This is a genomic window from Rossellomorea sp. RS05 (assembly GCF_039822645.1).
Classification (GTDB): Bacteria; Bacillota; Bacilli; order Bacillales; family Bacillaceae_B; genus Rossellomorea; species Rossellomorea marisflavi_B.
The window spans coordinates 93,243-110,570 of record NZ_JBDKWY010000006.1 but is presented as its reverse complement, the minus strand read 5'-3'; the positions used below and the strand labels follow the sequence as shown (position 1 = coordinate 110,570).

20 protein-coding genes and 1 riboswitch are annotated in these 17,328 nt (G+C 49.7%); of the genes, 10 read left to right on the top strand and 10 right to left on the bottom strand.

Annotation, left to right across the window (positions count from 1 at the left end; all coding sequences use genetic code 11):
* Positions 1-12: 12 nt before the first annotated feature.
* The 6 genes from ABJ225_RS15590 to ABJ225_RS15565 all read left to right on the top strand — a co-directional run bounded on the left by ABJ225_RS15590 (position 13) and on the right by ABJ225_RS15565 (position 8,693).
* Positions 13-141 carry a hypothetical protein gene (locus tag ABJ225_RS15590; protein WP_347321000.1) on the top strand — a complete coding sequence of 43 codons (129 nt, stop codon included), beginning with the start codon at positions 13-15 and terminating at the stop codon, positions 139-141.
* A gap of 165 nt (positions 142-306) precedes the next feature.
* Positions 307-972, top strand: a complete 666-nt coding sequence (locus ABJ225_RS15585) for a hypothetical protein (RefSeq protein WP_347320999.1) — start codon at positions 307-309, stop codon at positions 970-972.
* A gap of 12 nt (positions 973-984) precedes the next feature.
* Positions 985-2,208, top strand: coding sequence for an efflux RND transporter periplasmic adaptor subunit (locus ABJ225_RS15580; protein WP_347320998.1), 1,224 nt, complete (start codon positions 985-987; stop codon positions 2,206-2,208).
* Positions 2,209-2,575: 367 nt separating this feature from the next.
* The gene (locus ABJ225_RS15575; protein ID WP_347320997.1) at positions 2,576-4,153 is read left to right on the top strand and encodes an alkaline phosphatase; all 1,578 of its coding nucleotides are present in this window, start codon (positions 2,576-2,578) and stop codon (positions 4,151-4,153) included.
* A gap of 102 nt (positions 4,154-4,255) precedes the next feature.
* Positions 4,256-5,881 carry an SWIM zinc finger family protein gene (locus ABJ225_RS15570; RefSeq protein WP_347320996.1) on the top strand — a complete coding sequence of 542 codons (1,626 nt, stop codon included), beginning with the start codon at positions 4,256-4,258 and terminating at the stop codon, positions 5,879-5,881.
* The gene (locus ABJ225_RS15565; RefSeq protein WP_347320995.1) at positions 5,874-8,693 is read left to right on the top strand and encodes a DEAD/DEAH box helicase; all 2,820 of its coding nucleotides are present in this window, start codon (positions 5,874-5,876) and stop codon (positions 8,691-8,693) included. Before ABJ225_RS15570 ends, ABJ225_RS15565 begins: the two co-directional genes overlap by 8 nt.
* A 184-nt stretch (positions 8,694-8,877) precedes the next feature.
* Here the strand turns inward: ABJ225_RS15565 and ABJ225_RS15560 are convergent, their stop codons facing one another.
* The gene (locus ABJ225_RS15560; protein ID WP_156450683.1) at positions 8,878-9,042 is read right to left on the bottom strand and encodes a hypothetical protein; all 165 of its coding nucleotides are present in this window, start codon (positions 9,040-9,042) and stop codon (positions 8,878-8,880) included.
* An 18-nt stretch (positions 9,043-9,060) separates the two neighbouring features.
* The gene (locus ABJ225_RS15555; protein WP_048004891.1) at positions 9,061-9,423 is read right to left on the bottom strand and encodes a single-stranded DNA-binding protein; all 363 of its coding nucleotides are present in this window, start codon (positions 9,421-9,423) and stop codon (positions 9,061-9,063) included.
* Between the two features lie 261 nt (positions 9,424-9,684).
* Between ABJ225_RS15555 and ABJ225_RS15550 the strand changes: the two genes are divergently transcribed.
* Positions 9,685-10,125 (top strand): YwpF-like family protein, encoded by a 441-nt coding sequence (locus tag ABJ225_RS15550; protein ID WP_347320994.1) that lies wholly within the window; start codon positions 9,685-9,687, stop codon positions 10,123-10,125.
* 97 nt (positions 10,126-10,222) lie between these two features.
* Positions 10,223-10,543 carry a helix-turn-helix domain-containing protein gene (locus tag ABJ225_RS15545; protein WP_053429610.1) on the top strand — a complete coding sequence of 107 codons (321 nt, stop codon included), beginning with the start codon at positions 10,223-10,225 and terminating at the stop codon, positions 10,541-10,543.
* Between the two features lie 49 nt (positions 10,544-10,592).
* Here the strand turns inward: ABJ225_RS15545 and ABJ225_RS15540 are convergent, their stop codons facing one another.
* Positions 10,593-10,745, bottom strand: coding sequence for an anti-repressor SinI family protein (locus tag ABJ225_RS15540; protein WP_082347059.1), 153 nt, complete (start codon positions 10,743-10,745; stop codon positions 10,593-10,595).
* 31 nt (positions 10,746-10,776) lie between these two features.
* Positions 10,777-10,899, bottom strand: a riboswitch (cyclic di-GMP riboswitch).
* 315 nt (positions 10,900-11,214) lie between these two features.
* Positions 11,215-11,874, bottom strand: a complete 660-nt coding sequence (locus ABJ225_RS15535; RefSeq protein WP_056539117.1) for an LPXTG cell wall anchor domain-containing protein — start codon at positions 11,872-11,874, stop codon at positions 11,215-11,217.
* Between the two features lie 248 nt (positions 11,875-12,122).
* Between ABJ225_RS15535 and ABJ225_RS15530 the strand changes: the two genes are divergently transcribed.
* Positions 12,123-12,416, top strand: a complete 294-nt coding sequence (locus tag ABJ225_RS15530) for a helix-turn-helix domain-containing protein (protein ID WP_347320993.1) — start codon at positions 12,123-12,125, stop codon at positions 12,414-12,416.
* The gene (locus tag ABJ225_RS15525) at positions 12,407-12,976 is read left to right on the top strand and encodes a class D sortase (protein ID WP_347320992.1); all 570 of its coding nucleotides are present in this window, start codon (positions 12,407-12,409) and stop codon (positions 12,974-12,976) included. The genes ABJ225_RS15530 and ABJ225_RS15525 overlap by 10 nt, the downstream gene beginning before the upstream one ends.
* A 48-nt stretch (positions 12,977-13,024) precedes the next feature.
* Here the strand turns inward: ABJ225_RS15525 and fabZ are convergent, their stop codons facing one another.
* The 6 genes from fabZ to spoIIID form a co-directional block, all read right to left on the bottom strand.
* Positions 13,025-13,459 carry a 3-hydroxyacyl-ACP dehydratase FabZ gene (gene fabZ, locus ABJ225_RS15520; RefSeq protein ID WP_053429614.1) on the bottom strand — a complete coding sequence of 145 codons (435 nt, stop codon included), beginning with the start codon at positions 13,457-13,459 and terminating at the stop codon, positions 13,025-13,027.
* A gap of 101 nt (positions 13,460-13,560) precedes the next feature.
* Complete coding sequence (locus ABJ225_RS15515; RefSeq protein ID WP_048004884.1) at positions 13,561-13,818, bottom strand: DNA-directed RNA polymerase subunit beta; 258 nt, start codon at positions 13,816-13,818, stop codon at positions 13,561-13,563.
* Between the two features lie 15 nt (positions 13,819-13,833).
* Positions 13,834-14,652, bottom strand: a complete 819-nt coding sequence (locus tag ABJ225_RS15510) for a flagellar hook-basal body protein (protein WP_347320991.1) — start codon at positions 14,650-14,652, stop codon at positions 13,834-13,836.
* A gap of 57 nt (positions 14,653-14,709) precedes the next feature.
* A complete protein-coding gene (locus ABJ225_RS15505) occupies positions 14,710-15,522 on the bottom strand; it encodes a flagellar hook-basal body protein (RefSeq protein ID WP_238283143.1) in 813 nt (270 codons plus the stop codon).
* A gap of 66 nt (positions 15,523-15,588) precedes the next feature.
* Positions 15,589-16,599: a rod shape-determining protein gene (mreB, locus tag ABJ225_RS15500; RefSeq protein WP_053429617.1), complete on the bottom strand. Its 1,011-nt coding sequence runs from the start codon at positions 16,597-16,599 to the stop codon at positions 15,589-15,591.
* 297 nt (positions 16,600-16,896) lie between these two features.
* Positions 16,897-17,157 (bottom strand): sporulation transcriptional regulator SpoIIID, encoded by a 261-nt coding sequence (gene spoIIID, locus ABJ225_RS15495; RefSeq protein WP_048004881.1) that lies wholly within the window; start codon positions 17,155-17,157, stop codon positions 16,897-16,899.
* Positions 17,158-17,328: the final 171 nt, after the last annotated feature.

Below are 17,328 nucleotides of genomic sequence, written 5' to 3'. Positions count from 1 at the left end.
GGAGGGATTGTAATGTCGTTTTTAACACCTGAAGAAATGATTTTAAAGAAAAGGGCCAAAAAGAAGCTCATGTATGCTACCCTTTTCATCTTCACCATTGCTATCATTGCAGGGACCACCGTTCTTGCATACAACATGTAAAAAGTGTCCTCAACGGGCACTTTTTTATTTGCCCTCTGTTCCTTACCCTAAATTCTGATTCAATAGTCCACTCTTCACCAAATGCCTTCGACAATTTATGGTAATATTTCAGAAATTTCGATAGAATAAGAGAAGGATTATCACTATGTTGGAGGCTACTTGTCTATGCACACAGAAGCAAAGCTCATTAAGGGGCTTACATCCCCATCCACCTTTTTTTATCGCCTCGGTGAAGCCGAGATCGTGCCGCGTTTTGCAAAGCAGATGACCTGGCTATTTGTTCTTTCCGCATTGGTTTTCGGATTTGTGGCATTCTTCGGGATCGGAATGGATTCCCTCGCGAAAGAAGCGACTTCCCTTACCCCTTTGGAGTATGAACTGGAAAAGACCATGTTCTTCTTTGGACGTCTGATTGCGGGTCTTCTTTACGCCGCTTTGATCCTTTTCTTTTCATCCCTGGTGTTTTGGACGATCTCCGATCACGGCGAATACCGCAAGATTGTGATGGTGCAGGGATTGACGCTTTTGATCCTGCTCCTGGAGAAACTCACATTCGTGCCGCTATCCTTATTCTTTTCTATTGAATGGTATTCATCCCCCCTATCTCTAGGAGTCATCGCCCAGGCCATTACCTCAAACTCTTATGTGGTGTACCTGCTTGGCGCCATCTCCCTATTCAAGGTGTGGATGATCTACCTTCAGTATCGTGGGATCAAGTATTTGACACGGCAGAAGAACTGGCTCATCTGGCTTGTGATCGTACTCGTCAACGTGCTTTTCTGGGCATTGAATGCCCTGCTTGCTTATCTTGATCTTTCAACGTTAATTTAAAGGTGATGAATGATGAAGAAACTTATTCGCTACAGCATCGTAACCGTGAGCCTGGTTTTCGTAGGCGTGAATACATATCTAATTGAAAAAGCCGACAGCCGGGTCGACCGGGAAGTCCGCATCAACCACTGGGAACTGAGCCGTCAGGAAACCCTCAGGGACATGCTCTACAAGCCTGGAGTGGTCATTCCAGAGGAGGATCAGTATCTCTACTTCAATGATGAGTCTGCCACCTTCAAAAAGTTCCTAATAAAAGAAGGGGAACAGGTCAAATCAGGAACACCCCTATATGAATATGAGGTCACCGATCAGTATCAACAACGCGACGTGCTGAAATCGGAAGTGGAGAAGCTGGAAGAAGATGCTTCCAACATTAAAGATGCCATTAGCGAACTATCCAAGCTGGTCACTTCCCTTCCATCCCCATCCTCCGATGAAAAAGATGCTCCCATCGAAGCAGGGGCCTTACAATCAGAGTATGATATCAAGCGTGAAATGGTTTCTAAACAGCTTGAAGCCGAGCAACTTGAGAGCCAGATCAAGAGCCTCGAAAAGCAGATCGCCGCTATCGATTCATATGAGACGACCCTTACAGTGGAGAGCAGCGTGAGCGGGACGGTCAAAAGTCTGTCACACGAAATCCTGAATCCCCTCGTCACGATCGCTTCGGATTCCACTGTCGTCACGACCGATCTGACAGAGCAAGAAGTCGATGAGGTGGAGGAAAACTTGAATGTCCGGGTGAAGCATGACGGGAAGAAATCCCTTGATGGGGTCATCACCAAAGTGGACCGCCTGCCGAAAGCCGACCCCCATCTGAAGACCGAAAGCCTTTATCCTGCGGAGGTACAAGTGCAGGAAGCGCAGTGGAGACCCGGTCAGCACGTGTCCCTTTCCATCATCATGGAGGAAGCGAAAGATGTCGTGACGGTCCCTGTCTCCGCCATTGAGAAGATGGACGACCAGGCGTACCTCTGGATTATGACGAAAAACGGCACCGTCAAAAAGCGCAAGATCGAGACGGGTCTTGAAGTCGACGGGCGTCAGGCCATCACCTCAGGCGTAAAAGCCGGAGAAATGTATGTGGAGGAACCGGAAGAGATTACAGCCCTGAAGGATCAGACAAGATTCATCACGGCCCTTGACTGGCGCCGGTTGAAAATCCGTGATTTCAAGAATCTTGACCGCGCTGATGTGTACACTAACCTGATGCTTGGAATACTGGAGCGAAAATAAATTGACTCGAGAGACTGGGACAAAAATGTTTCAGTCATAGTAGAACCCGAATTCATTTGCCTAAGATCAGGCTAATGAATTCGGGTTTTCACTTTGTTTCATGGCTATTTTCCAACGGTTGATTGGATTGCAAGACGAAGCATCCAGCGGGAAGAGTAGTTGATGCGAGACCCGCTTGCCGATGAGGCTCACAGGCTACCCGCGGAAAGCGAAGTCTTGCACGGAAATCATGAGGGGTGTGATGAATATACACGGTTTGTGTTCTTGATTACTCTCTTTCGTTTTGCCTCAACCTCTTTTTATCCCTCATTATCAGCCCATCCTTTGTTCATACTAAGATCAACGATGAACAAAGGAGACGTCTACTATGAACGGATTGAAAAAGATCGCCTGCATCCTGCTTCCCCTTGTCCTTCTGGCATTCACGGCGCCCACTGCGTGCCTTCATGCCGCTGCCCCCAAAAAGAATGTCATCTTCATGATCATGGATGGCACGAATTCAGATGCCGTCACCCTTTCACGATGGTATAAGGGGTCACCTCTCCACCTGGATGGCATCCTCACGGGCGGGGTGAGGACCTACTCCGCCGAATCGGCCATCACGGACTCTGCCGCAGCCGGGACGGCCATGGCGACAGGGGTGAAGACAAAAGCCGATTACATCGGCATGGACCCCGAAGGCCGCCCACTCATCACGGTACTTGAAACCGCTAAGCTGAACGGATATGCAACAGGGATCGTCGCCACATCCCCCGTTCAACATGCCACACCCGCCGCCTTTACTTCCCATGCCATCACACGGGAGGAGTTCAGCTCCATCGGCGAACAGCAGGTATATCAGGATCTCGATGTTGTCCTTGGAGGAGGTTCCGCATGGCTTGCACCGAAGGAAAAGAATCTTCCCCAGGATGACGGTATGCTGAAGACCGACGAGGTCACCCGCAAGGATGGAGAGGATTTAAAAAAACCTCTTCGAGACGCTGGATATGCCTACATAGATACCAGGAAGGAACTGCTCTTGGAGCCTTCTGCCGGAAAGCTGTGGGGAGCGTTTGCTTCAGAGGACCTTTCCTACGATCTGGACCGGAGCGAGCTGAAGCCGGATGAGCCCACCCTGAGCGAGATGACCCGGACGGCCATCTCCCACCTGTCCAAGGAAAAGACCGGCTTCTTCCTCATGGTTGAAGGAAGCAAGGTCGATTGGGCCGCTCATCAACATGATCCCGTAGGTATGATCAGTGAAATCCTGAGCTTCGACCGTGCCGTCGGCGAGGCCTTGACGTTTGCAAAAAAAGATGGGAACACAATGGTCGTCGCCGTGACAGACCATGGCAACAGCGGGCTTACAATCGGAAATACTGACCTTGACGGATCGTATAAGCACCAGTCCATGAAACGCTTCATCGATCCTCTGAAGAAAGCGAGACTCACCGTCGAAGGCGCTACCTCCCTTCTTGAAGGAAAAGATGCCACGGATGCCCTCGGTGCATACGGCCTGGACTCTCAATCATGCCGATGGAGCCCTTCCAAGAAGGAATTGAAAGCACAGATGACCTCCTCCCTTTCACAAAAAGCTGGACTCGGATTCACCACCCATGGACATACAGGTGAAGATGTCTTCCTTTATGCATTCGGTCCCGGTAAGCCTTCGGGACTTCATGAAAACACCGATCTCCCCGGGATCATGGCTGACTTCCTCGGCTTTTCCCTGGACACCTATCGCTCCTGGTATGTAGATGGAAGAGATTCCCTTGAAAAACAGGGATACGAGGTCACGTTGAAAACAGGGACAGCCAACCCCGAATTGCTGGCCAAGAAAGGGAAAACGATCCTCCGATTCCCTGAAAACAAGAACTACTACATGTCGAATGGTGACAAAATCCCATTGAAAAGCGTCACGGTTTTCAACGGGAAGACCTTCTATATCCACTTGGATTCCATGTAGGGCACTTCGACAAAAAATACAGCGGCCCCTCTTCCCTCCTCTTCGCACCCGATTTGCGTTATAATAAAAGAATGCGATTTTATAGATTGGAGAGGTTAGCTGATGTCGATTCGTATTGAGGAACTGAAGGAACAACTTTATCACGTGAGCGAATCCCTCGAGGAAGTACTTGACCCTAAACGTGAAGCGGACCGCAATATCGTTTCCAAAGGGCTCATGCTCTTCAGGCAGAATTCGGTCTCACAGGTGAAGGTGCGCGATGAAGAAGTGATGGCCCAGGTCCAGGATGTGACGCCTGTCTCCGTGGAGCTGAACTTCACCTTCCCCCTCATCTCTTCCTGTTCTTGCCCTCAGGACGTGTTCTGCCGCCATCAGCTGGCCGTATTTTTGTTCTTATTGAATAAGACGGGCAGCGTCAGCGAGTGGGTCGGCAACTGGCGGAGCGGAAAACCCGATACAGCCGGCGGACTTGAAGACCTGATGAAGAAGCACGGGGGCTTGAAGAAAGCGAGCGACCTGCTCAAAGAGCGGAAAACACGGGGAAACACCCCTGAGGAGTGGTGGGATTACTTCCATACCCTCCTGAAGCCGGATGACTTTGAGCTTCTGCAGAGGCAGCCTTATATCATGGATGTGCTCGTACAGAATATCATGAAGCGTTTCATGAAGGAGTCACCCTTCGAGCGTGAATGGAAGCCCCTTTACAAGCTGTATGCCACGCTCTACCTGACGATCCATCTCGACCGCTTCCTTCAGGAAAAAGGCGTGAAGGCCGGTACGGAGCAATACAGCATGTATGATTATCTCCTTGGTGAAATGGAGGATGCATTGGAGAAGATGTCTGTGCATGCCATGCCGTTCAGCTTCGATCCATATATTGCTTTCTTGAAGGAAAAAACCGTGTGGCTCAGTGACTCCACCAAAAACAGCACCTTGATCAAGGCCGAAGTGTATCGTTTCCTCTGGTACTTCCTCTTTAAACAGAAGGCTTGGAGACAGGAGGAAATCAAACGGATCTCTGAGTCGGGTGAAGACCTTGAAACGTTCGGTCACCTTGCCCTCCTGCACCACTATCTGATGCTTGAAGAATTCGACAAAGCCGATAGAGTGGCAAAGGGACTAGGAAGTGAACTGGTTTCGTTCTCTGAATTCTGGCTGCGCAAGTTCTTCACCGGCAGACGGTACGAAGCGGGACTTTTCCTTGTCAGGCACCTCCTTGAGCGACTCCCGGAACATGTCGGATACCTCGATCAGTTCGAAGCGTCCCGTTTCGTCCGCTGGTTCATCCGCATCATGCCCATGGACTGGCTCACGGAAAAAGATCCGCTGCTCGTCAAGGAACTTCTCCTTGCCATGCTTCCGTACAGCTTCTTCCATTACAATGAATATCTGATCAATGTAAAGGAGTACAAGGAATGGGTGGAGCTGCAGCGTTATATGAACTACAGCATTCCTGAAATGGAAGGGATGGGACTGAAGGATCTCACGAAGGAACAACCGGAACTCGCCCTCCCCCTTTATTTCAGCGGGGTCATGAACGCAATCGAGCAGAAGAACCGTGATAGCTACAGGCAGGCGGTCCGCTACATGAAAAAAATCCGGACCATCTACCGGAAGCTGAAGCAGACGGATAAGTGGGACCAATTCCTGTCCTATATCCTAGATAGATTCAAACGCCTCCGGGCTTTCCAAGAAGAATGCAGAAAGGGTAAGTTAATCGATGCTTAAATTGTCTTCCGTCAAGATTAATGTTGAACCATCTGAATATGGCGAACGCTTTGTGCTGACCGCACAGAATGAAAACGGGGAATGGATTCACCCTGTTGAATGGAAGAGCCAGCTTTTCCTCTGGCATGAAGAGAGCTACTACGGGACCCTCATCGAAGAAGATGGGATGAGTGTATCTGCAGGGCACTGGGATTTCCTCACCTTATTGGCAGGTGAACGATTCAGCTCCCTTGTAAGCTGGGACTGGAATGAATCCGGGCAAGCCTATCTTGCTGTCGCACCGGTCCTCCTCGGAGCAATCGAAGCGGGAAAATGGCTTCCCCGCTTCGATGAATGGCAGGAGCAGGGGCTCCAGTTCCACGTTCCCGATGAAGTCTGGGATAATTTCAACAGCGAATTCTGGGACGAAACCCTACCAGATGGCAGGAACGTGAAGGAACTGACGGATGGGTGGTTCCAAACCTCCCTACAGGACGCCATGAACGCCGGAGGGTCGGGTGCCATGAAGCGGATCCGGAAGCTGAAGGAAAGCACCCTGACGCCTGAAGAGCTTGCCGCCTATTTCGACGAGCAACGATGGAGCGAGTGGGTCAGCGGCGAAGAACAGGATCTCCCCTTCACCATCGGTCTCCGCATCACAGAGCCACTGGATGAAGAAGACACATGGGAGCTCGAAACGATCCTACGGGACAAAAAGCGGACCAGCCGCGTGATTTCCCTGTTGGAGGATACGGTACCCGCCACTTGGAAGCCTCATCTGAAGGAAGTCAGCGCCGAACAGGAGCGCTGGGGGAATATGCTCCCGATCTTGAAGGATGAAGACGGGAAGCTCCGCAAGAGCCTCGGTGAACACGATGCCTGGGACTTCCTTTCGATCCTCAGTGAGAAGCTCATCGATCTGAATATCGAGATCCTCCTTCCGTCGTGGTGGGAAGCGATGAAGGATGCACAGGTACTCGTGAAAGCAAAATTGAAGAATACTGATACGACCTATCGTCCGTCCTTCGTGGGACTGAATGCCATGCTCGACTTCGACTGGCGTCTGTCCATGAACGGGGTCAATCTGTCTGAAGAGGATTTCAACCAGCTCGTGGAAGACCAGCGCCGCCTCGTCAAGATCCGCGGACAGTGGATGAAGCTCGATCCCGCCATGATCAGGCGCATCCAGCAGATGATGACCAAAGCAAAGGAAGAAGGAATCTCGATTCAGGATATGCTCGAGCAGGAGCTTGTCCCTGATGACGGGGAAGGCGGCATGACCGAAGAAGGGGAAGATGAAGACGGGACAAAGTATGCCCGCATCCAGCTTGAACTGAACCGTTCCATGAAGAAGATGATCCATCAGCTGACGAACGTATCCACCATCCCGATCACGCCTACGCCCGATGACTTCATCGGTGAGCTCCGGCCTTACCAGGAGCTCGGGATGAGCTGGATGCTATTTCTGAGGAAGTTCGGGTTCGGTGCCTGTCTTGCCGACGATATGGGACTCGGAAAGACCGTACAGCTCATCACCTATCTCCTTCATGTGAAGGAGCATGAAAAGGCAGATTCCCCTGCCTTGATCATTGCCCCAACATCGGTCCTTGGGAACTGGCAGCGAGAACTGGAGAAATTCGCCCCATCCTTGAATGTACGACTCCATTACGGGCAAGTCCGGGCAAAAGGCGAAGAGTTTCAAAAGACCATCGAAGGAGTTGATGTGCTCCTCACCTCGTACGGATTGTCCCATCTGGATTTCGAGGAGCTGTCAGAGGTGACTTGGAGCTCCATCTCACTGGATGAAGCCCAGAACATCAAGAACTCCAACACGAAACAATCCCGTGCCATCCGGAAGCTTAAAGGGAATCATCATATCGCCCTGACCGGCACGCCGATGGAGAACCGCCTGTCGGAGCTGTGGGCGATCTTCGACTTCCTCAATCAGGGGTATCTTGGTGGATTCACCTATTATCAGAAGCACTATATTGCCCCGATTGAAAAGGATGAAGACGAAGAAAGGGTCAAAGCCCTCCAAGCCAAGATCAAACCATTCCTCCTGAGACGGACGAAGAAGGATCCAGAGGTCGAGCTCAATCTCCCTGAAAAACTCGAGCAGAAGGAATACTGCGCCCTCACGGCTGAACAGGCGGCCCTATATGAGCAGCTCGTTAAGGATACCCTGGCCAAAGTCGAAACCCTGAGCGGCTTCGAGCGCAAAGGATTGATCCTGCAGATGCTCAATCAACTCAAACAATTGTGCAACCACCCTGCCCTCTATCTGAAGGAGCCGGATCCCAAGTCGATCCTGAGCCGTTCGGAGAAGATGCAGAAGTTGAGGAGCATCGTGGAAACGGCACTCGATTCAGGAGAAGCATGCCTTATCTTCACCCAGTATCTCTCCATGGGGGAAATGATTCAGGACATGATGAAAGAAGAATTTAATGTCGACGCGCCTTTCCTTAATGGCAGCATGGCGAAAGCCAAACGGGACGAACTCGTCGATCGCTTCCAGAACGGGGAATTTCCCGTCTTCCTTCTCTCGTTGAAAGCAGGAGGCACCGGGTTGAACCTGACCGCCGCCAACCATGTGGTCCATTATGACCGCTGGTGGAACCCGGCAGTCGAGAATCAGGCGACAGACAGGGCTTACCGGATCGGGCAAAAACGATTCGTCCACGTCCACAAACTCGTCGCTTCCGGAACCCTCGAAGAAAAGATCGATGCCATGCTTACGAAAAAGCAAGCGCTCAACGATGAAATCATCCGCAGCGACCAGTGGGTCACGGAGCTATCCGACCAGGATCTCCAATCCCTGCTCGTATTGGAATAACATCAGGCCATCTGGAAACACCGGATGGCCAGTTTTGCGCATAAAAAATCCGGTCTTCGTGGAAGACCGGTCAATAGTAGGAGAAATTGAGGGGTTCATTGATTCTATATAAGAAGCTTTACAGAGGTTGGTGGTGCGAGGTTCAAGCGTATAGGTTGGTGGTACGTAAAAGTCTTAGGGATTCTTAGGATGAGGGGATCAAGGAAGGGCCTGCATATTCATAACCCTGTTCAAGGGCGGTAATTCGTTGGGATAGATAAAAGTTCTCTACATTGGTGCGGGCCACTTTCTTGATGAGGTCTTCGTTCAATTGCTCCAAGCGATCGATTCGTGTTTCCAGCTCTTTCATACCTTCTTCTCCTCTTCATCAAAATGGGATCTCGATCGCTTCCTTCCTCGTTTCTTCGGGAGGCTTGCTGTCGAGGAAACGGACGTTCTCGGCTACCACTTCCGTCACATACGTACGCTTTCCCGTTTCATTTTCGTAGGATCTCGTCTGGATCCTTCCAGTCACTCCGATGACGGACCCCTTCCGGCAGTATTTTTCCGTGTTATCCGCCGCCCTGTTCCACAGCGTGCAGAGGACAAAATCCGTATCGATCTGCCCCTGCTGATTCTTGAATTGCCGGTTCACGGCCACAGTCACATTGAGGACCGATTTTCCTTCAAGGGTTTTCCTGGACTCGGGGTCCTTCGTCAGCCTGCCAACAAGCGTCACTTGATTGATCACTTTTTTTAACTCCTTTCTTCTGAAATTGTTATCATCATAGCCCCTCCCTGCACACTTGTAAAATCGTCAATTCATCAAATTCATAGGGGCATGAAAGAGAATAACAGGAGTTTCTCCTAGGGAAACTTCCTTTTTACCGGTGAAATCCACCTTAAAAATGCAAAATTCACCTCTAGCGTGATTTTTCTCGTTGGCGAATTGAGCTAGGGGTGTGCCTCTTCATATGATATAATTTTTAAAAACCCTTAAGGAGGTTCGGTGATGAAAACATTCAAGGTGGTTTCACTGCAGGTAGTTCAAAACGACGAACTCGTGGATGTTGATATCGTGGATGGACTGATCATCAATAAAGAAGATGGCAAGAAGACATGGCTCGTAGAAACCCTCCTGACCAATGATCATATTGAATTCTTCCAAAAGGCCCAACAAAAAAGCAAGGACCTTGAGATCCAGGTGGTGATCTCCCACAAAGGGAACGATCCTGCCGCCTTCATGACGTCGATCCGATGCATCAAAGAGCTCGGTGCAAATATCAGCATCATGTTTGAAGGAAAGCTGAAAAAGCAGAAGAATGAATACGCCGAACTCCTGTTGGACGACTTGATTCAAAAAGGGATGTCTGGGGAAGAACTGTTGCAGGCATTCAGAGATAAAATGGTGGAAAAACCGAGGATTCCTGCCAGCTCAAAGGCCGGTACTTGATAAACATACACAATTATGTAAAAACAAATAGAGCCTTTCTCTGTATTTTGCTATACTAATAACAACGAGAACGAAAATCCTCAGGCAGGTGAGCTCATTGATCGGAGAACGAGTAAAGAAATACCGTACGGAAAAAAAGATGTCCATGACGGAGCTGGCTGACCGGGCAGGCGTCGCCAAGTCCTATCTAAGCTCCATTGAGCGAAACCTTCAACAGAATCCGTCCGTTCAATTCCTTGAAAAAGTATCGGCAGCACTAGGAATTTCCATGGATGCCCTTCTCCATGATGCTCCGGAAGAAACACCACTGGACTATGAATGGATGAAAATCACCGAAGAAGCCATGGATTCCGGTATCACCAAAGATCAATTTCGGGAATTCATCGAATTCAATAAATGGAAGCTTGGACAAAAATAAAGTCTTGAGAATCATCTATTCTCAAGACTTTTTCCATCGGAAGGACTCTTCAGAGGACTGATCCGATGCTCTCATACTTTTTATGCGAACGCTCTGTTTGTGGTTCTTCAAGAAATTCCTTGACCTCCCTCAGCGTTATCCCGGCTGTTTTTGCCTCTTTCATCAACTCTACCCATTCTTGATCCAATTCACGATTGCCCATTTAATCTCCTCCCAAAATACATGACTGTATTTCAGGCAATCCAGCCATCCTAGTGTTCGATACGCTCCTGCTGACGGGAATCATTGCGCATATGTCCAACCTTAGACCTGTGACTTTGCGTCCCTGCCTTTCAGCAGGTTTGCCTTTATCTGATTACCTGACTGTGGATTTAATTCCATTATAATCCTCATCTGCGGAAGAAGATGTTGGATTTTGTCGGCTCAGTAAAAATTCTTTACCCTAAATTCCATCATAATAACCAATTATTACACACTATTCAGAAAATTCTTGATTCTATTGTTTTTCCTTGTCGAATCAGCGGTCTGAGAAATCTCCCTGAAACTTACAGGAGGTTTGACCGGAAGTGCCGTGAGGTCATATCCGCACGCTGGACAGATCCACTCCCCGCTCTCGGCACTGCTGAAAGATGGACGCATACATCGGCTGCAATCTTTTTTGAACATTCCCTTCACCCCGCACTTTCAGATTTTCGTTTCATCAGGACGTTACATGCTAGGACGATGATCCCCGTCGTCATAAGGAGGCCGCCGATCAACAGCCAGCGATAAAGATCCGTTCCCGTGTTCGGCAGGAAACCTGTCGGTGAGGGGCCGCCTCCCGCAGGGATCACCTGCCCACCGTTCGTCCCCTCAACATCCTTCACTCCCTTGTCAGGAGCGAATAAGGAGGAGGCCTGAACCTGGATCTCGAATCGTGCCACGGTTCCCTGGAACTCGTTGCCAAGCTCATAGGGCATTTTAACGATGAGGAGCAGTTCATCTCCTGAGCCCTTCGCAAGCTCCCTTGCTTTGAAGGAAGATGCATCCTTCAATTTCCCATCGAACAGGATGGTGTTGCCATGAAGCAGCGTCATATCCAATTCGTTGTATAGAATATCCGTCTCCGATAGATTTCTCACAGTAAGAGTGTAAGCAAGGTCTTCATCGCCTTCGTTATGGACGGTAAGCGAACGTTCGACCCAATCTCCGGGTTTGGCATTCTTGATATCGAACAGATAGGGTCCGTTAGGCTCAATCGTCATCCCTGGACCTTCCCCATGAGCCGTCGAGAGAGAAAAGAAACCGAACAGGAGGGGAAAAAGAATATAAGAGAGCATCCGATGCTTCATCATGTTCATTCCTTTATATCTCAAATGTAATCTCTATCAAACATATTGTTCGTTTTAATGAACACCTATCTTTAGTATACGGTTTAAAGGAAACCTCTCAAAACATCATATGAAGCGATTTAGGATATATATTCCATCCGTTTCTCCCTTATCCTCATTCCGCCTCTCGTTTTCTGAATGTTTTGTACTTTATAAAAGAAATTCTGTTCATTATAATGAAATCACTCAATCAAAAAGGAGAGCGACCTATGCTAGGAAGCAGATTAAAGGAAATTCGTGAGAAGAAAAACATAACCATCAACGAACTATCCCAGCGATCATCGGTTTCCAAATCATATATCAGTTCAATCGAGAGGGGCTTGCAGCAAAACCCTTCCTTGGAAATCATCCAGAAGCTGAGCAGTGCCCTCGACGTTTCGTTGGATGCAGTACTTTTGGAAGGAGATGAGGAGCTCGCAGAGTGGATCGCCCCGCTCAAGCAGGCGATTGAAGGCGGACTTACAAAGAAGGATTTCCTTGGGTTTCTCAAAGGATGGCGATGAATAAATGGATCTCAGTCATTGGGATTTTACTGATTTGTACAGGCCTTGTGTATGTGGGTGCCTCCCTCTTCGGCATTCAGGAGCAGAAGCACGCTCGTGATGAATCAATGGCTTCCGCCCAAAAGGCCATCAGTGCGGGTGCCGGGACTCCCTCAGAGGATCGGGAGAACGGGGAAGCTATCGGGATTCTGCGCATCCCGGCTCTTGACAGGGAGGTACCCATCGTGACCGGGGCTGATGAGGATGATTTGGAGAAGGGGGTCGGTCATGTGCCCTCTACTGCACTTCCAGGCGAAGGAGAACGGATTTTCCTTGCAGGCCACCGTGATACAGTATTCACACGGATGGGTGAACTGAAGCCGGGAGATGTACTGGAGATCCGCCTAGCTGAAGGGACGTTCACCTATCGGATCACAGACAGTGTGATCGTGGATCAGGACGATCTGTCAGTGATGGAGCCAGCGGGGGAAGAGATGCTGACATTATCAACCTGTTATCCCTTCGAGTACCTCTCCAGTACCGATCAGCGCTACATCATCCATGCGCGCCCCGTCCATTGATCCCTTCCCATGAAAAAAGCCGATCCATATGCGGATCGGCTTTTTGCTTTATTCGCTTTTTTCTCCAAGGGCAAACATCATCTCAAGTTCGCAGGCTACTTCCCCGTCAACGGTGGCAACGCCCTTCCCTTTTCCGATGGCACCTTTGAAGCGGACCATTTCGACTTCAAGTCTGAGCTGATCCCCTGGTTTCACCTGACGCTTGAAGCGGCACTTATCAATTCCGGTAAAGAAAGCAAGTCTTCCTCTGTTGTCTTCCTTCTTCAGCATGGCAACAGCTCCTACCTGAGCAAGGGCCTCGACGATGAGCACGCCCGGCATGACCGGGTAGTCCGGGAAGTGACCGTTGAAGAATTCTTCATTGGCTGTGACGTTCTTGATGCCGATCGCGCTTTTCCCTTCTTCTACTTCGAGGATGCGATCCACAAGAAGAAAAGGATAGCGATGCGGGATGATGTCTTTGATTTCATTGATATCTAACATGAGTGGTCCTCCTACAGTGGTATGTCCCCTTTATTGTACAGAATTGAAGGGGAGAATGGAATAGAACGAAGAAAAGGCCTTGAGCTTCAGAGGCCTTTTCGTTATTTTGCTTTTTTCACAATGTCTGCAATATGCTGCCATGTTTCGGCTTTGAACACATCAGAGGCTTTTCCGTCACCGATGACGGCATATCCAAAAACGGCTCCAAGGGCAAGAAACCCGGCGAACAGCACGAGGAATAAAAGGACGCGGAGCCAGATCGGGAAAAGGCGTACCCGTACCCATCTGGGTGCAGCCTGTTCCTCGGCTGTCTTCGTTTCTTCAGTTGGTTGCTCCTGCAACAGTTCTTTTTCGCTCATCTGTTCAAAACTCCTTTAGCGTATACCGTTGACCAATCCCATCATCTGATCGGCCATGGTGATGGATCGTGTCTGGAACTGATAGGAACGCTGGACATTCAGCAGGTCCGTCATCTCCTTGCCCATATCCACGTTCGATGCTTCCAGGGACTCTTGGCTGATGGAAATGCCCGTTCGCCCGGCACCGATCAGATTCGTCAAGACTTCGTTCCGGGTCACACCTAGATCGGTCCTGAGTCCGATCAGATTACCGCCGAGTTGTTCGAGGAACTGGGGACGGGCGATCGTCACAATGCCGAGGTCTACGTTCTCGGTCCCCTCTGGCCCTATGATGCTCAGCACGCCATTATCGCCAAGCTCGAAGGTGGAAGCTTCATCCGAGAACGTGATCGGATCATCATTCTCATCCAGGATCGGGAATCCCGAAGCATTCACGAGCATGGACCGGCCATTTTCCATGGGAGTGGAGTAGAAGGCACCGTCTCTCGTATAGCGTACATCGGTTCCATCATCCACTTTGAAGAACTGACGCTCATCCTTCAGGGCAAAGTCCAGGGACCTCCCCGTAGCCTTCAGGGTGCCCTGTGTGAGGTTCAAAGCAGTTTTGGATAGTCGTGCCCCGCTTCCTTCCCTGACGCCAAGAGGAGTGAGCCTGCCGCCTTCAAAGCGGTCCACGCGCTGGTTGTTCACCTGTTGGACCAGTAGATCGGAAAACGTAGCTTCCCTCTTTTTGTAGCCGGTGGTATCGGCATTCGATAGGTTGTTCCCGATCAAGTCCATCTGCTTTTGAAGCTGACCAAGTGTGTTTGTGGCTGTCACCATCATCCGGTTCATGATTTTGTCCCCTTTATTATAAGGTAACTCCTGTCGAATTTCATTGACAATCTTTTACTACCCATTCACACGCCCGATTTCATTCGCCGCTTTGTCCATGCTGCGATCATAGGCCTGAAGGACCTTCTGATTCGCTTCGAACGCACGGTAAGAAGAAAGCATATCAGTCATGCTCCTGGACGCATCGACGTTCGATCGTTCAAGCTGACCCTGGACCATGGTGAAGGTGCCTGCCTGAGCAGGGGTCAGAGCTGTTTCAGAAGAGAAAAGACCGTCCCCTTCTTTCACCAGGTCTTGTGCATTTCCTGTGTAGGCGATGCCAAGTGAAGACTCCTGTGCTCCGTTCACCAGAATCTCCCCATTGTCGCCAAGGCTGAATTCGTCGGAATCAAGCTGGATCCGCTCCCCGTTCCCATCAAGGACATAGTGCCCGCTATTGGTAGTGAGGAATCCGTTGCCGTTGACTGTGAAATTCCCATTTCTTGTGTATCGCTCTTCCCCGCCATCTCCTTCAACGGTGAACAGGACGGCTCCCCCCTCATCTGGAAGGGTTCCCGTAATCAAGGCGATATCCGTGGCATTGCCCGTTTCCTGCAGGTCACCTTGGGTAAAGGTCGGGATGGTTTCCTGCATATAGACACCCGTATTCAAGCTCCCGATACTCCGGTGAAGAGGAAGGGACAGTCGATTGTCGGTCGGGACGGTCGTCGAGTCCATGCGTTGCATGAGCATTTCAGGGAAAGCCCGCATCGCAGCCGTGTCCGCTTTATAGCCCGGCGTGTTGGCATTGGAGATATTATTGGTCAGCATTTCGGTTTTCCGCTGCTGTGACAGCATGCCGGATGCCACCGTATAGAATCCTCGGAACATAACGTCCACCTCATTTCTTTTTGTCTCTTCTCTTACATCGGAACCTCACCCGACTATTTCAGTCGATCAGCCGATTTTACGGCGTGAAATTTTATCGATATTCTCAAGCATCAGACCCGTTCCGACCGCTACACAGTCCATCGGGTTCTCAGCTACGAGTACAGGTACTTTCAATTCTTCCGCAAGAAGCGTGTCCATACCGTGAAGAAGCGCTCCCCCTCCTGTCAGGATCACACCACGGTCGATGATATCCGCTGATAGTTCTGGCGGAGTCTTCTCCAGGACGTTCTTGGCTGCCTGGACGATGACAGCGACTGATTCACGAAGGGCCCCTTCAATTTCTTTTGCCGTCACGGTAAGGGTACGTGGAAGACCTGATACCATGTCACGTCCGCGGATGTCCATCTCATTCATCTCGCCTTCGCGATTTTCGGAGAAGACCGTACCGATCTTGATCTTGATGTCTTCCGCTGTACGTTCACCGATGAGGAGCTTGTACTCGCGTTTGATGTAATTCAGGATTTCATAATCGAATTTATCCCCTGCCATCTTGATCGACTGACTTGTGACGATATCGCCCATGGAAAGGACCGCTACATCCGTGGTTCCCCCTCCGATATCCACGACCATATTCCCGGTCGGGTTGAAAATGTCCATGCCTGCTCCGATGGCTGCGACTTTAGGCTCTTCTTCAAGGTAGATCTTCTTGCCGCCACTCTTCTCGGCTGCTTCCTTGATGGCTTTTTGTTCGACGCTCGTGATGTTTGTCGGGCAGCAGATCAAGATGCGCGGCTTCGACATGAATCCTTTCACGTTCAGCTTATTGATGAAATGCTTCAGCATCGCTTCTGTTACATCGAAGTCTGCTATGACCCCATCTTTAAGCGGGCGGATCGCGACAATATTCCCAGGCGTCCGGCCAACCATGCGGCGCGCCTCTTCTCCTACTGCCAATACTTTATTCGTATTCTTGTCCAACGCGACGACGGAAGGCTCGTTAAGGACGATCCCCTTCCCCTTTACATGAATCAATACATTTGCTGTACCTAAATCGATACCGATATCTTTCGCGAACATTTATTGTGACTCCCTTCTTCTCATTCAATTGATCTATGGTTTATTTCCTATGTAGTTACGTTTTAACGTTAAGGTAAAATCTTCACCTAATTAATTATATTACCATAAACGTGTCGAAAGCAGGAGTTGTTTGTCAAAAAAATGAATTTTATTTAAATCGCCTTCTATTGCCTTTCGGAGCAGGCTGAATGACTCGAATTCAACCTCTTTCCATTCATTTGAGGACCCTCCACCTCGCTGCTGTAAACGTAAAAATACGCCATCCGCCCTTCTTCCTGCGGGCGTGGCGCATCGGTTTCAGCTGTGGAGTTCTTCTTTCCTATATTTTTGCTTCGTGGCTTCTCCTCCTCTTAAGTGTCGGATCGATTTATGATAATCCAGTATTGTCTTTACTTCGTTTGCAAGCTCCGGATTGATTTCAGGCAGCCGTTCCGTTAAATCTTTGTGGACCGTACTTTTGGACACGCCAAACTCCTTCGCAATGACGCGAACGGTTTTCTTTGTCTCCACGATATACTTGCCAATCTTGATTGTTCTCTCTTTGATGTAATCGTGCACACCACTCGACCTCCCCAAATTGGATGTGAGAAGTGTGAAATGAGACTCGCTTCGCATGAGTGATTAGTATAAGTTACGTTGCCGTTATGGCCCGTGGTTTACAACGTATAAACATATATGTGACTGATTCGCTATGGGATATGGACGATTCCTCACCTCAAACACTCTCTG

Excerpts from the sequence above, each read along its gene's own strand:
- ABJ225_RS15590 (WP_347321000.1), top strand. The coding sequence starts at position 13 with ATGTCGTTTTTAACACCTGAAGAAATGATTTTAAAGAAAAGGGCCAAA.
- ABJ225_RS15585 (WP_347320999.1), top strand. The coding sequence starts at position 307 with ATGCACACAGAAGCAAAGCTCATTAAGGGGCTTACATCCCCATCCACC.
- ABJ225_RS15580 (WP_347320998.1), top strand. The coding sequence starts at position 985 with ATGAAGAAACTTATTCGCTACAGCATCGTAACCGTGAGCCTGGTTTTC.
- ABJ225_RS15575 (WP_347320997.1), top strand. The coding sequence starts at position 2,576 with ATGAACGGATTGAAAAAGATCGCCTGCATCCTGCTTCCCCTTGTCCTT.
- ABJ225_RS15570 (WP_347320996.1), top strand. The coding sequence starts at position 4,256 with ATGTCGATTCGTATTGAGGAACTGAAGGAACAACTTTATCACGTGAGC.
- ABJ225_RS15565 (WP_347320995.1), top strand. The coding sequence starts at position 5,874 with ATGCTTAAATTGTCTTCCGTCAAGATTAATGTTGAACCATCTGAATAT.
- ABJ225_RS15560 (WP_156450683.1), bottom strand. The coding sequence starts at position 9,042 with ATGAAAGAGCTGGAAACACGAATCGATCGCTTGGAGCAATTGAACGAA.
- ABJ225_RS15550 (WP_347320994.1), top strand. The coding sequence starts at position 9,685 with ATGAAAACATTCAAGGTGGTTTCACTGCAGGTAGTTCAAAACGACGAA.
- ABJ225_RS15540 (WP_082347059.1), bottom strand. The coding sequence starts at position 10,745 with ATGGGCAATCGTGAATTGGATCAAGAATGGGTAGAGTTGATGAAAGAG.
- ABJ225_RS15535 (WP_056539117.1), bottom strand. The coding sequence starts at position 11,874 with ATGAAGCATCGGATGCTCTCTTATATTCTTTTTCCCCTCCTGTTCGGT.
- ABJ225_RS15530 (WP_347320993.1), top strand. The coding sequence starts at position 12,123 with ATGCTAGGAAGCAGATTAAAGGAAATTCGTGAGAAGAAAAACATAACC.
- ABJ225_RS15525 (WP_347320992.1), top strand. The coding sequence starts at position 12,407 with ATGGCGATGAATAAATGGATCTCAGTCATTGGGATTTTACTGATTTGT.
- fabZ (WP_053429614.1), bottom strand. The coding sequence starts at position 13,459 with ATGTTAGATATCAATGAAATCAAAGACATCATCCCGCATCGCTATCCT.
- ABJ225_RS15515 (WP_048004884.1), bottom strand. The coding sequence starts at position 13,818 with ATGAGCGAAAAAGAACTGTTGCAGGAGCAACCAACTGAAGAAACGAAG.
- ABJ225_RS15510 (WP_347320991.1), bottom strand. The coding sequence starts at position 14,652 with ATGAACCGGATGATGGTGACAGCCACAAACACACTTGGTCAGCTTCAA.
- ABJ225_RS15505 (WP_238283143.1), bottom strand. The coding sequence starts at position 15,522 with ATGTTCCGAGGATTCTATACGGTGGCATCCGGCATGCTGTCACAGCAG.
- mreB (WP_053429617.1), bottom strand. The coding sequence starts at position 16,599 with ATGTTCGCGAAAGATATCGGTATCGATTTAGGTACAGCAAATGTATTG.